At 69.1% G+C, this 13,903-nt stretch carries 9 protein-coding genes; 8 read left to right on the top strand and 1 reads right to left on the bottom strand.

Translation table 11 applies throughout. The features are described from left to right. The first annotated feature begins 159 nt into the window (after window positions 1-159). From pta to ahcY, 8 genes are all read left to right on the top strand, one after another. Window positions 160-2,445, top strand: coding sequence for a phosphate acetyltransferase (pta, locus tag E3T54_RS00675; RefSeq protein WP_134474136.1), 2,286 nt, complete (start codon window positions 160-162; stop codon window positions 2,443-2,445). Next, the gene (locus E3T54_RS00680) at window positions 2,442-3,809 is read left to right on the top strand and encodes an acetate/propionate family kinase (protein ID WP_241976984.1); all 1,368 of its coding nucleotides are present in this window, start codon (window positions 2,442-2,444) and stop codon (window positions 3,807-3,809) included. The genes pta and E3T54_RS00680 overlap by 4 nt, the downstream gene beginning before the upstream one ends. Window positions 3,810-4,258: 449 nt before the next feature. Further along, window positions 4,259-5,476 (top strand): formaldehyde dehydrogenase, glutathione-independent, encoded by a 1,218-nt coding sequence (gene fdhA / locus E3T54_RS00685; RefSeq protein WP_134474137.1) that lies wholly within the window; start codon window positions 4,259-4,261, stop codon window positions 5,474-5,476. A gap of 264 nt (window positions 5,477-5,740) precedes the next feature. Beyond that, the gene (locus E3T54_RS00690) at window positions 5,741-8,239 is read left to right on the top strand and encodes a DNA polymerase III subunit gamma and tau (RefSeq protein ID WP_134474138.1); all 2,499 of its coding nucleotides are present in this window, start codon (window positions 5,741-5,743) and stop codon (window positions 8,237-8,239) included. Window positions 8,240-8,242: 3 nt separating this feature from the next. Further along, window positions 8,243-8,842 (top strand): recombination mediator RecR, encoded by a 600-nt coding sequence (gene recR, locus E3T54_RS00695; RefSeq protein WP_092324301.1) that lies wholly within the window; start codon window positions 8,243-8,245, stop codon window positions 8,840-8,842. 143 nt (window positions 8,843-8,985) lie between these two features. Continuing rightward, window positions 8,986-10,263 (top strand): aspartate kinase, encoded by a 1,278-nt coding sequence (locus E3T54_RS00700; RefSeq protein ID WP_092324300.1) that lies wholly within the window; start codon window positions 8,986-8,988, stop codon window positions 10,261-10,263. 185 nt (window positions 10,264-10,448) lie between these two features. Beyond that, a complete protein-coding gene (locus E3T54_RS00705) occupies window positions 10,449-11,528 on the top strand; it encodes an aspartate-semialdehyde dehydrogenase (protein ID WP_134474139.1) in 1,080 nt (359 codons plus the stop codon). A gap of 329 nt (window positions 11,529-11,857) precedes the next feature. After that, window positions 11,858-13,330, top strand: coding sequence for an adenosylhomocysteinase (gene ahcY / locus E3T54_RS00710; protein WP_134474140.1), 1,473 nt, complete (start codon window positions 11,858-11,860; stop codon window positions 13,328-13,330). A 313-nt stretch (window positions 13,331-13,643) separates the two neighbouring features. Here the strand turns inward: ahcY and E3T54_RS17155 are convergent. Then, a partial coding sequence (locus tag E3T54_RS17155; RefSeq protein WP_206751256.1) for a hypothetical protein occupies window positions 13,644-13,903 on the bottom strand: 260 nt, incomplete at its 5' end.

Here is a 13,903-nt window from a genome sequence, read left to right on the forward strand (position 1 = left end):
CTCCCTCCCTCCCTCCCTCCTCTCGATCCCGCGCTGAGTTGCGGAGAAAGTACCTTCGTTGGCGAATTGAAGGTACTTTTTCCGCAACTCAAACCGCAGCGCCCCGGGCGGAGCTTGGGCCCGACAGCCTCGAGCGCGTGCGCCGGATACTGTAGAGGGGTGGCACGAAGCATCTACATCACCTCCGCGGAGGGGAACACCGGCAAGTCGAGCATCGCCCTGGGCGTGCTCGACACGCTCTCGCACTCGATCGAGCGGGTCGCCGTCTTCCGGCCGATCGCCCGGTCGTCCCACGAGCCCGACTACGTGCTCGAACTGCTTCGCGCCCACCTCGCCGCCGGTGCCGCCCCCGGCGCGGCGCCCGGGCTGAGCTACGAGCAGTGCGTCGGCGTCACCTACGACGATGTGCACGCCAACCCCGAGGTGGCCCTCGCCCGGATCGTGGCCCGCTACAAGGCCGTCGAGGCCCAGTGCGACGCCGTCGTCGTGATCGGCTCCGACTACACGGATGTCGGCAGCCCCACCGAACTCGCCTTCAACGCCCGCATCGCCGCGAACCTCGGCGCCCCGGTGCTGCTCGTGCTCGGCGGCCGCGTCGGCCCCAACCAGGGCGAGCAGTTCGCCAAGGGTGAACGGCTCGGCCAGAGCGATCCGCGCTCGCCGGAAGACATCCGCCAACTGACGGATGTCGCACTCGCCGAACTCCGCGACGAGCACGTTTCGCTCCTGGCCATGATCGTCAACCGCGCCGACCCGGACCGCAGTGACGAACTCGTCGCCGCCGTGCGCTCGGTCGCCGTCGACCCGGCCCTGCTCCCCACCGGGGCCAGCGACGTGCCGGTCTGGATCATCCCCGAAGACCCGTACCTCGTGGCGCCGAGCATGCGCAGCATCATGGAGGCCATCGACGGCACCCTGGTCACCGGGGCCCCGGAGATGCTCTCCCGGGAGGCGCTCGGCGTCGTCGTCGCCGCGATGTCGATGGCCAATGTGCTGCCGCGCCTGATCGAGGGGTCGGTCGTCGTCATCCCGAGCGACCGCGCCGACGTGCTGCTCGCCGTGCTCCTTGCCAACTCCTCCGCCACCTTCCCGTCGATCGCCGGCGTCGTGCTGAATGGTGGCTTCGAGCTGCCGGAGGTCATCGAGCGGCTCGTCGACGGCCTCGCGCCCTCGGTGCCGATCATCCGCACCGACATGGGCTCCTACGAGACGGCGCTGCGGATCACGCACACCCGCGGGCGGCTGGCCGCCGACTCGCAGCGCAAGCACGACACCGCGTTGGCCCTGTTCGAAAAGCACGTGGACGCATCCGCCCTGCTCGACCGGCTGAAGGTGAGCCGGGCCGACGTCGTCACCCCGCTCATGTTCGAGTACACCCTGCTCGAGCGGGCCCGGCAGAACCGCAAGCACATCGTGCTGCCGGAGGGCGACGACGACCGGATCCTGCGCGCCGCCGCGACCCTGCTCGCCCGCGACGTCGTGGAACTGACCATCCTCGGCGAAGAGTTCGAGGTGCGCTCCCGCGCGATCGGGCTCGGCCTGGACATCTCCAAGGCGCACGTGCTGAGCCCCTTCGACGACGTGCTCCGGCTGAAGTTCGCCGAGGCCTACGTGAAGTTGCGCGCGCACAAGGGCGTCACGCTCGAGCAGGCGCGGGATGTCGTCACCGACGTCTCCTACTTCGGCACCATGATGGTGCAGCTCGGCCTGGCCGACGGCATGGTCTCCGGCGCGGGGCACACGACGGCGCACACCATCCGGCCCGGCCTGCAGATCATCAAGACCCGGCCGGACGTATCCGTCGTCTCGAGCGTGTTCCTGATGGCGCTCGCCGACCGGGTGCTCGTCTACGGCGACTGCGCGGTCATCCCCGACCCCACCGCGGAGCAGCTCGCCGACATCGCCATCTCCGCGTCGGAGACGGCCAGGCAGTTCGGGATCGACCCGCGCGTGGCGATGCTGTCGTACTCGACCGGCGAGTCCGGTGAGGGCGCCGACGTCGAGAAGGTGCGCGCCGCGACCGCGCTCGTGCGGGCACGCCGTCCCGACCTGCCGGTCGAGGGGCCGATCCAGTACGACGCCGCAGCGGATGCCGCCGTCGCGGCCACGAAGATGCCCGGTTCCGCCGTGGCCGGCCGCGCCACCGTCTTCATCTTCCCCGACCTCAACACCGGCAACAACACCTACAAGGCAGTGCAGCGCAGCGCCGGAGCCGTCGCGATCGGCCCCGTGTTGCAGGGCCTGCGGAAGCCGGTCAACGACCTCTCCCGTGGCGCGCTCGTGCAGGACATCGTCAACACGGTGGCGATCACCGCGATCCAGGCCGCCGCGCTGTCGGACGAGCAGGCCCTGACGTCCGCTGCTGCCGCGGTGCCGGGTTCTGGCTCGGCCGCGGTGCCGACCGAGAGCCACTGGGTGACCGGCCTGTCGGCGCCGAGCGCATGACCGCGGTCCTGGTCGTCAACTCGGGGTCGTCCTCCTTCAAATACCAGCTGATCGAGATGGACACGGAGTCCGTCCTGGCCGGCGGCCTCGTCGAGCGCATCGGCGAGGCGATGGGCCAGTCGACGCACACGGTCGGCGACGGTAACGCGGCCGCGAGCACCGCAGCATCCGCCGTTTCGGCCGTTTCGGGAGGCTCGTCCGGCTCGGCAGGTTCGGCAGGTTCGGCAGGTTCGTCCGGCTCGTCCGTTTCGGCCGTTTCGGCCGGTTCGTCCGCCTCGGCCGGTTCGTCCGGTTCGTCCGGCTCCGCGGCATCCGCCGGTTCGGCCCGCTTCACCCGCGAACTGCCGATTCCCGATCACACGATCGGCTTCCAGGTCATGCTCGACGCGTTCGAGCAGCACGGTCCGTCGCTCAGTGAACACGCGCCCGTCGCGGTCGGCCATCGCGTCGTGCACGGCGGCGCCCGGTTCCAGGAACCGACCCGGATCACCCCGGGGGTGCAGCGCGACATCGACGACCTCTCGGCGCTCGCCCCGCTGCACAACCCCGGCGCGCTGCAGGGCATCGTCGCCGCGGAGCAGGGCTTCCCGGACGTGCCGCACGTCGCGGTCTTCGACACCGCCTTCCACCAGACGCTTCCGGCCGAAGCCTTCACCTACGCGATCAACGCCGACCTGGCCGAGCGCTTCCGGATCCGCCGCTACGGCTTCCACGGCACGTCGCACCGCTTCGTCGCCCACGCCGGGGCCGCGTTCCTGGGCCGGCCGCTGGGAGAGCTCAACCAGATCGTCCTTCACCTCGGCAACGGGGCATCCGTCTGCGCTGTGCGCGGCGGGCTCTCGGTCGAAACGAGCATGGGGATGACGCCGCTCGAGGGCCTCGTGATGGGCACGCGCTCGGGCGACATCGACCCGGGTGTGCTGTTCCACCTGCACCGGAAGGCCGGCATCGGCATCGACGAGCTCGACGAGCTGCTGAACCGGGGGAGCGGGCTGCTGGGCCTGACCGGGCGCGGCGACATGCGCGACGTGATCACGGCCGCCTCGGCCGGCGACGGACCGGCGGAGCTCGCGCTCGGCGTCTATCTGCACCGGCTCAAGGGCTATGTCGGCAACTACTTCGCTCAGCTCGGCATGGTCGACGTGATCTCGTTCACGGCCGGCGTTGGCGAGAACAATGCGCTGGTGCGGGAACGCTCGCTGTGCGGCCTCGAGGCGTTCGGCATCCGGGTCGATCCCGAGCGTAACGCGTCGCCGGCCCGCGGCCCGCGCCTGATTTCAACGGATGACTCGGCCGTGGCCGTGCTCGTCATCCCCACCAACGAGGAACTCGAGATCGCCCGCCAGACCCTCTCGGCCCTCTAGCGCGTACCTCCTCACGGCCACGCACTCGGCTCGGCCACGGCCACGGCCACGGACTCGGGCTCGGGCTCGGCCACGGCCACGCGCTCGGCGTCGCGGGCCGCGCTGCCCCTCCGCCGCCTGCCCGTCCCACGCCGCGCGCCCGCTCACGCCGAGAGTCGCCGTTTCCGCCGAGAGTCCCCCGTCCACCGGCGATTCTCGGCGTATTCGGCGACTCTCGCCGCCGCCCGCCGAGCTCGCCGGTTCCGGTCGAGATCGCCCGGCGCACCAGGCGATCTCGGCCGCAAGTGTCAATCTCGGCGGATGTCACGCCGCCGGGCCGCGATTCGAATCGCCGAAGGGTTGCGCATCCGGCCGACGTGTAGTGGAGTCAAAGGGCACCAATTAGAGGAATCCATGCGCGGATCGGGCGATAACCCCCGGTCGGCTGAGCGAACTAGGAAGGTACTTTCATGACCGGGAACAGAGCCGTTGCCTACAAGAGCCCGGGAGTCGTCGAGGTCATCGACATCGACTATCCCACCTTTGAATTGAAAGACGGGCCGGGAGTCAACCCGGCCAACGTCGGTCGTAAAGTACCGCACGGCGTGATCCTCAAGACGGTGACCACCAACATCTGCGGATCCGACCAGCACATGGTCCGAGGCCGCACCACCGCCCCGGCGGATTTGGTGCTCGGCCACGAGATCACCGGCGAGGTTGTCGAGGCGGGCCCGGACGTCGAGTTCATCAAGGTGGGCGACATCGTCTCCGTGCCGTTCAACATTTCCTGTGGCCGATGCCGCAACTGCAAGGAACGAAAGACCGGAATCTGCCTCAACGTCAACCCGGACCGGCCGGGCAGCGCCTACGGCTACGTCGACATGGGCGGCTGGGTAGGCGGCCAGGCGGAGTACGTGCTCGTTCCCTACGCCGACTGGAACCTGCTGAAGTTCCCCGACCGCGACCAGGCCCTCGAGAAGATCATGGACCTGACCATGCTCTCCGACATCTTCCCCACCGGCTTCCACGGCGCCGTGACGGCCGGCGTCGGCGTCGGCTCCACCGTCTACGTGGCCGGGGCGGGCCCGGTCGGCCTCGCCGCCGCCGTATCCGCTCAGCTGCTCGGCGCAGCCGTCGTCATCGTGGGCGACCTCAACGAGGAGCGACTGGCCCAGGCCCGCAGCTTCGGCTGCGAGACGGTGAACCTGACCAAGGGGGAGCCGCAGGACCAGATCGAGCAGATCCTCGGCGTGCCGGAGGTCGACGCGGGCGTCGACGCCGTCGGGTTCGAGGCCCGTGGACACGGCAAGGATGCGTCCGCCGAGGCTCCCGCGACCGTGCTGAACTCGCTGATGACCGTCACCGCGGCCGGCGGCGCGATGGGCATCCCGGGGCTCTACGTCACGGGCGACCCGGGTGCGGCCGATGCGGCCGCCCAGACCGGAAACCTGTCGCTGCGGCTCGGCCTCGGCTGGGCGAAGTCGCTCTCCTTCACGACCGGGCAGTGCCCCGTGATGAAGTACAACCGGCAGCTGATGATGGCGATCCTGCACGACAGGGTGCAGATCGCGAAGGCCGTGAACGCCCAGGCGATCACCCTCGAGGATGCCCCGCGCGGCTATGCGGAATTCGACGCCGGAGCGGCGACGAAGTACGTGCTCAACCCGAACCAGTACGTCAAGGGTTAGTCCGACGGCACGTCAGGCGGCCCGGCCGGGGAACCCCCTCGCCCGGGCCGTCCGTCCGCCCGGGGAGATTCCCCGGCCCGCCGAATGCGCCGAGAATCGCCGTTTCCGCCCAGAGTCGCCGTTGCGCCGGCGATTCTCGGCGTATTCGGCGACTCTCGACGCCGCGTCCGCCCCGGGCGCCCCGGAACCACCCGCCCCCACCCGCGCCCCACCCCCCGCGCGCAGCCGGGGCTCTTTGTCAGCGGCGCCGACTACCATTGACCTGTGGTCACCGCACTGTATCGCCGTTACCGGCCAGAGACGTTTGCCGAAATGATCGGCCAGTCACAAGTGACCGATCCGCTCATGACGGCGCTCCGCACCAACCGCGTCAACCACGCGTACCTGTTCAGCGGACCCCGCGGCTGCGGCAAGACCACGTCAGCGCGCATCCTCGCCCGCTGCCTGAACTGCGCCGAAGGCCCCACCGACACGCCCTGCGGCGTCTGCCCCAGTTGCGTCGAGCTCTCCCGCGACGGCGGCGGCTCGCTCGATGTCGTCGAGATCGACGCGGCCAGCCACAACGGCGTCGACGATGCCCGCGACATCCGTGAGCGCGCCATCTTCGCGCCGGCCCGCGACCGCTACAAGATCTTCATCCTCGACGAGGCGCACATGGTCACGCCGCAGGGCTTCAACGCGCTGCTCAAGATCGTCGAGGAGCCGCCGGAGCACATCAAGTTCATCTTCGCGACGACCGAGCCCGAGAAGGTCATCGGCACCATCCGCTCGCGCACCCACCACTACCCGTTCCGGCTTGTTCCGCCCGCCCCGATGCTCGAATACGTGCAGAAGATGTGCGACGCCGAAGGCATGCAGGTCGCACCCGGCGTGCTGCCGCTCGTCGTGCGCGCCGGCGGCGGATCCCCCCGCGACACCCTGTCGCTGCTCGACCAGCTGATGGCCGGCTCCGACTCGGAAGTCATCGAGTACGAACGCGCCGTGGCCCTGCTCGGCTACACCCACGGCGCCCTGCTCGACGAGGCCATCGACGCCATCGCCGCGCGCGACTCCGCCTCTGCCTTCGACGCCGTCGACCGGGTGATCCAGACCGGCCAGGACCCACGCCGCTTCGTCGAAGATCTTCTCGAGCGGATGCGCGACCTCATCGTCGTCGCCGCGACCTCGGCGGCCGGCGCTGCGGCCGTGCTCCGCGGCGTGCCGCAGGACGAGCTCGACCACATGGCCGTGCAGGCCGCGAAGTTCGGACCGGCCGAGCTGTCCCGCACCGCGGACATCCTGAACGCCGCCCTCACCGAAATGACCGGCGCCACCTCGCCGCGCCTGCACCTCGAACTCATGGTCGCTCGCTCGCTCATCCCGGCCAGCGACGACTCGAACCGCGGCGCGCTCGCCCGGGTCGAGCGGCTCGAGCGGCGCATCGGCGTCGCCGGACAGGAAGTTGCTGGACAGGAAGTCACGGGCCAGGTGCCCGTCGACGCGCCGATGCAGACGCCCGCGGCAAGCCGAACGGATGCCCCGTCGGGCGCGACCCCCGGAGCTAACGCGAGCACCGAAGCGAACGCGAACGCGAACGCCGGCGCGCGCGCCGTGAACCGGACGGCAACTCCGGTTTCCGCCGACCCCCAGACCGAACGGCAGGCTTCCGCGACCCCGCTGGCCGCTCCGGCCGCCCGCGGTGCCGCCGCATCCCCGCCGGCAGCAGCCGCCCCCGCCGCGTCCGCCCCCGCCGCTCCCAAGCAGGTCGGACCCGTCACCCTCCAGCAGGTGAAGGATGCCTGGCCCGAGGTGCTCGAGGCCGTCAAGGCGGCCAAACTCAGCGCCTGGCTCGTCGTCTTCACGGCGAGCGTGGCCGAACTGCGCGAGAACGACGTGCTCGTGATGTCCTTCCCAAGCGAATCGGACGTCGCCAGCTTCAAACAGCAGACGGCCCCCGGCCAGGGCGTCAGCGACTACCTGCGCGCGGCCATCGTGAGCGTGCTGGGCCTGCGGGTCAAGTTCATCGCCCGCGGCGACGCGGATGCTCCCGCCGGCTCGGCGGGACACTCCGGGCAGCAGGGCCGGCCGGCAACCCCGACCGCCGTCGCTGAGCCGACCGCACCTGCATCAGCGTCCGCACCTGCATCCGCACCTGCACCTGCGCCGGTCGTGCAGCCCGCGCGATCCTCGGCGCCGACGGCGAAGGCAGCGTCGGCCCAGTCATCGTCGGCCCAGTCAGCGTCGGCGACGCAGGCGCCCCCGGCTCAGGCTTCGGCGGCGCAGGCCCAGTCAGCGGCGCAGGCTTCTGCGGCGTCGCCCCCGGCGGTCGGCTCCCCGGCCGGCGCCACCGGCTGGGCGACGGTCGCCATCCCCGGGTCCGCGCCCGCAGCCGGGTCCGCGCCCGCACGGGAGTCCGCTCCGGCACCCGAGTCTGCGCCCGACCCTGAGCCCCCGCTCGACGAGGAGCCGCCGCCGTTCGACGACGCCCCGCCGGAAGACCCGATGTACGACGACCGCGGCGCCTCATCCGCCGCCCCTGCTGCGTCCGTATCGGCCGTGACGACCGCGCCCGCCGAGGCTTCGTCCGAGGCAACCTCGGCCCCCGCCGCACCTCCCACTCCCGCAGCCGCACCCACCCCCGCCGCCAAGCGCCCGGCGACCTCATCCGCCCCCTCCTTCTCCGAGAAGCAGCGCTACGGCGAGTCGGTGGTGCGCGAGATCCTCGGCGCGACCTTCCTCGAGGAACAGTCGCACGAGCCGGCCGTCCGACCGAGAAACGACTAAGCCATGTACGAAGGAATCGTCCAGGAGCTCATCGACGAGCTGAACCGCCTGCCCGGAATCGGGCCGAAGTCCGCCCAGCGCATCGCTTTCCACATCCTGCAGACCCAGAACTTCGACGTGAGCCGCCTCGCACACGTGCTGCTCGAGGTGCGTGAGAAGGTGCGCTTCTGCGACATCTGCGGCAATGTGTCCGAACAACAGACCTGCATGATCTGCCGTGACCCCCGCCGCAACCCCGCGATCATCTGCGTGGTCGAAGAGGCCAAGGACGTCGTCGCGATCGAGCGCACCCGCGAATTCCGCGGGCTGTACCACGTGCTCGGCGGGGCGATCAGCCCGATCGACGGCATCGGCCCCGACGACCTGCGCATCCGCCAGCTGATGCAGCGCCTGGCCGACAACACCGTGCAGGAAGTCATCATCGCCACAGACCCGAACCTCGAGGGCGAGGCCACGGCGACCTACCTGTCGCGCCTGCTCACCACCCTCGAGATCCGCGTCACTCGCCTCGCCTCGGGCCTGCCCGTCGGCGGGGACCTCGAGTACGCCGACGAGGTCACCCTCGGCCGCGCGTTCGAGGGTCGCCGCGTCGTTACGAGCTGACCGCCCGGCCAGCCACTGCTCCAAGCGGTCGCCGCCCCGTCGCCCCGCAGCACCGCAACGTCACATGGCGGGCCGCGAATATAAGTCCATTTATGATGGATGTTTGGGCTCAACGCCCGCGAACCCAACCTCAGGAGTGCCACGTGAGCTTGATCGTGCAGAAGTTCGGCGGATCATCCGTCGCCGACGCGGAAAGCATCAAGCGCGTGGCCAAGCGCATCGTCGACACCCGCAAGGCGGGCAACGACGTCGTCGTCGTGGTCTCGGCCATGGGCGATTCGACCGACGAGTTGCTCGATCTGGCCCACGAGGTCGCGCCGATCCCCGCCCCGCGCGAGCTCGACATGCTCCTCACCGCCGGGGAGCGAATCTCGATGGCGCTGCTCGCGATGGCCATCAAGAGCATGGGCTACGACGCGCTCTCCTTCACCGGCAGCCAGGCCGGCATGATCACGGATGCCCGCCACGGCTCGGCCCGGATCGTCGACGTGACTCCCGGGCGCATCCGTGACGCCCTCGACGGAGGCGCCGTCGCCATCGTCGCCGGCTTCCAGGGTTTCAACCGCGACACCATGGACATCACCACGCTCGGCCGGGGCGGCTCGGACACCACCGCCGTCGCCCTCGCGGCAGCCCTCGCGGCCGACATCTGCGAGATCTACACCGACGTCGACGGGGTCTTCACGGCCGACCCCCGAGTCGTGCCCCAGGCCCGAAAACTCGACCGCATCTCGAGCGAGGAAATGCTCGAACTCGCGGCCGGCGGCGCCAAGGTGCTCTACATACGAGCCGTGGAATATGCACGTCGTCACGGCGTGACCCTGCACGTCCGGTCGTCCTTCAACAACAACCAGGGCACGATCGTCTACAACACCGAGTTCGTGGATCCGAATGGAGAGATAGTGGAAGAGCCGATCATCGCCGGGATTGCCGCCGACCTGAGCGAAGCCAAAATCACGGTCGTCGGCGTGCCCGACGTGCCGGGCAAGGCCGCCCAGATCTTCAAGATCGTCGCCGGCGCCAACGCGAACGTGGACATGATCGTGCAGAACGTCTCCGGCGTCGCCACCGGCGTCACCGACATCTCGTTCACCCTGCCGAAGTCGGAGGGCCAGCAGACGCTGACCGCGCTGACCAACGACAAGGAGCTCGTCGGCTTCTCGAGCCTGCAGTACGACGACCAGATCGGTAAGCTCACGCTCGTCGGCGGCGGCATGCGCACCAACACCGGGGTCTCGGCGAAGCTGTTCGAGGCGCTCTTCCTGGCCGGCATCAACATCGAGATGATCTCCACCAGTGAGATTCGGATCTCCGTCGTCACCCGAGCCGACACCATCCAGGAGGCCCTGCGCGTCGTGCACACCGCCTTCGGCCTCGACACCGACGACGAGGCCGTCGTCCACGGCGGCACCGGCCGCTAGCCCGAACCCGGCCCCCGGCCCCCAACCCGCCCGCACCCTCCTTACCCGGCCGCCCTTGTGGCCAACTCAGGAGATTCCGGCCGAATCGGGCAGATTCGGCCGGAATCAGGGTGGATTTGAGAGAATCTCCTGAGTTAGCCCCCGAACCCAGCCTTCAAGACCGGCGAGCACGTTAGGAAGACACAGTGACCAGCAGCACAGGAATCCAGATCGGCGTCGTCGGGGCAACCGGCCAGGTCGGGGCCGTTGTGCGCCGCCTGCTCGAGGAGCGCGACTTCCCGGTGGCCGGCATCCGTTTCTTCGCCTCGTCCCGGTCCGCCGGCACCACCCTGCCCTGGCGCGGCGAGGACATCGTCGTCGAGGATGCCGCGACCGCCGATCCGACCGGGCTGGACGTCGCGATCTTCTCCGCCGGCGCCACCCTGTCGAAGGCGCAGGCGCCCCGGTTCGCCGCGGCCGGCGTCACCGTGATCGACAACTCCTCCGGCTGGCGGATGGACCCCGACGTGCCGCTGGTCGTGAGCGAGGTCAACCCCGGCGCGATCAAGCGGGCCGGCAAGGGCATCATCGCCAACCCGAACTGCACCACGATGGCGGCCATGCCCGTTCTCAAGGTGCTGCACGACGAGGCCGGCCTCGAACGCCTCATCGTGAGCACGTTCCAGGCCGTCTCGGGCAGCGGCCTGGCCGGCGCCCGCGAGCTGGCGACCCAGGTGCGCGTCGCCGCCCAGGATGCGAACCTGCTCCAGCTCGTGCACGACGGGTCGGCCGTGACCATGCCGGAACCCGTCGTTTATGCCCGCCCCATCGCCTTCGACGTCATCCCGCTCGCCGGCTCCATCGTCGACGACGGCGAATTCGAGACCGACGAGGAGAAGAAGCTCCGCAACGAGAGCCGCAAGATCCTCGAACTGCCTGACCTGCTGGTCTCCGGCACCTGCGTGCGCGTGCCGGTCTTCACCGGCCACTCGCTCTCCATCAACGCCGAGTTCGGCAAGCCGCTGAGCGTCGCGCGCGCCCGGGAACTGCTCGCGAACGCTCCCGGCGTCGAGCTGACGGATATCCCCACCCCGCTCCAGGCAGCGGGACAGGATGCCAGCTTCGTCGGCCGGATCCGCCAGGACCCGGGCGTGCCGAACGGGCGGGGCCTCGCCCTCTTCATCAGCAATGACAACCTGCGCAAGGGCGCCGCCCTGAACGCGGTGCAGATCGCGGAGCTCGTCGCCGCCGACCTCCTCGCCGCGAGGACCCCCGCAGCCTCCTAGCCTCTTCGGCCCCCGCAGTCTCCTGGCCCCACCCGCGCTCCCGCGCTCCCGCGCTCCCGCGCTCCCGCGCTCCCGCGCTCCCGCGCTCCCGCGCTCCCGCGCTCCCGCGCTCACGTTCAAGTTCAGTTGCGGAAAAAGCACCCTCAATCGCAAAACGAAGGTACCTTCTCCGCAACTCAGCGAGCATCCAGCGAGAAACCACCCAGAACCCACCCAGAACCCACCCAGAACCCAGCCACGCGCCGATCATCACGCGCAACCGGGGCCCTCAGCAGCTGAGCCGCCAGTAGCTGACGGCCCGTCTCGGCCCGGGATGGCAAGATGGTCGCATGACTTCGACCACCGCCCCCGCGTTCAAGATCGCCGACCTCTCCCTGGCGGAGGCGGGCCGCCACCAGCTACGCCTCGCCGAAAACGAGATGCCCGGCCTGATGGCCCTGCGCACCGAATTCGGCGAAACGAAGCCGCTCGCCGGGGCCCGCATCGCCGGATCGCTGCACATGACCGTGCAGACCGCCGTGCTGATCGAAACCCTCGTCGCGCTCGGCGCCCAGGTGCGCTGGGCGAGCTGCAACATCTTCTCCACCCAGGATGACGCGGCCGCCGCGATCGCCGTCGGCCCCACCGGCACCCCGGATGCCCCGGCCGGCGTTCCCGTCTTCGCCTGGAAGGGCGAGACCCTCGACGAATACTGGTGGTGCACCGACCGGATCTTCGACTGGAGCGCGGAAGCCGCCGCGGCGGGGGAGTCCTGGACCGGCCCGAACATGATCCTCGACGACGGCGGGGACGCCACGATGCTTGTGCACAAGGGTCGGGAGTTCGAGCTGGCCGGCGCGGTGCCGGCGCCGTCCGACTCCGACAGCCACGAGTACAAGGTGGTCCTCGAGACGCTCCGCCGGTCCGTGGCCGAGTCCCCGGATCGCTGGACCGGGATCGCTGGGGCGATCGCCGGCGTCACCGAGGAAACCACCACCGGCGTGCACCGGCTCTACGAGCTGGCGGCCGCTTCGCAGCTGCTTTTCCCGGCGATCAACGTGAACGACTCGGTCACCAAGTCGAAGTTCGACAACAAGTACGGCATCCGCCACTCCCTGCCCGACGGACTCAACCGCGCCACCGACGTGCTGATCGGCGGCAAGGTCGTCTTCGTCGCCGGCTACGGGGACGTCGGCAAGGGCGCCGCCGAAGCGCTCCGCGGGCAGGGGGCTCGCGTGATCGTGAGCGAGATCGACCCGATCAACGCCCTGCAGGCCGCCATGGACGGCTTCCAGGTCGCCCGGATCGAATCGGTCGTCGACCAGGTCGACATCTTCGTCAGCGGCACCGGCAACTTCAACGTCATCACGACCGACCACATGCTGCGGATGAAGCACCTCGCGATCATCGCGAACGTCGGCCACTTCGACAACGAGATCGACATGGCCGCCCTCGAGACGCTCGCCGGCGCCGTGCGAGTCGAGATCAAGCCGCAGGTGCACGAGTGGCGCCTGCCCAGCGGACGCAGCGTACTGGTGCTCTCCGAGGGGCGTCTGATGAACCTGGGCAACGCCACGGGGCACCCGTCTTTCGTGATGAGCAATTCGTTCACCAACCAGGTGCTCGCGCAGATCGAGCTCTACTGCTACCCGGAGAACTACCCGGTCGGCGTGTACGTGCTGCCCAAGCACCTCGACGAGAAGGTCGCGCGGCTGCACCTCGACGCGCTCGGCGTCGAGCTCACCGTGCTCACCCCCGAGCAGTCGGCCTACATCGGCGTGCCCATCGAGGGCCCGTACAAGGTCGACCACTACCGCTACTGATCCGCGGCAGGAAAGGCCCGAAGGGCCGGACACGCCCGAGAAGACGGTGTTTTTGACGGCTGCTCCGCGCCGCCGTAATGTATCTACACGTACCCCAAAGGTGCGGAAAGCCGCAGCGCTTCCCGGCCTCAAGTGGGACCAACTCTCAGCCACTACACACACAGATTCCTCTTGTAGGAACGTGCGTGGAAGCCTAAGATGATTTCGGCTCACCAAGCTGACCTAACAGGTTCGAGTCGTGTTTTTGCGTGTGTTTTTCAACCGCCAGGAACGCGAAATGCTCGATTTGACAGGGTCAAAACGGTGAGATAAGTTAGACAGGTTGCCCCAAAACGAAAGCCCAACCGGCCTGAACTTGGGTGCGTCCGATCCTTGAGAACTCAACAGCGTGCACAATGTCAAATGCCAAAAACCTCGGTCGTAGGGCTCCGCAGTACTTATTCAGTACGTAGGGAGTACCGCGGAAGAGATTCCTTTGGAAAACATTTAAACAACAAAGCAAGTCAGTAATGATTTGTTCTGTCAGTTTCAAACTTGCAGATTGTTCGCCCATTCCGGCGGCTTTCTGCACTA

Origin of the sequence: Cryobacterium sp. Sr8 (genome assembly GCF_004403225.1) — a bacterium.
Lineage (GTDB): Bacteria > Actinomycetota > Actinomycetes > Actinomycetales > Microbacteriaceae > Cryobacterium > Cryobacterium psychrotolerans.

What these genes read in the sequence shown, in the direction of transcription:
- E3T54_RS00680 (WP_241976984.1), top strand. Translation starts at nt 2,442, where the DNA reads ATGACCGCGGTCCTGGTCGTCAACTCGGGGTCGTCCTCCTTCAAATAC.
- fdhA (WP_134474137.1), top strand. Translation starts at nt 4,259, where the DNA reads ATGACCGGGAACAGAGCCGTTGCCTACAAGAGCCCGGGAGTCGTCGAG.
- recR (WP_092324301.1), top strand. Translation starts at nt 8,243, where the DNA reads ATGTACGAAGGAATCGTCCAGGAGCTCATCGACGAGCTGAACCGCCTG.
- ahcY (WP_134474140.1), top strand. Translation starts at nt 11,858, where the DNA reads ATGACTTCGACCACCGCCCCCGCGTTCAAGATCGCCGACCTCTCCCTG.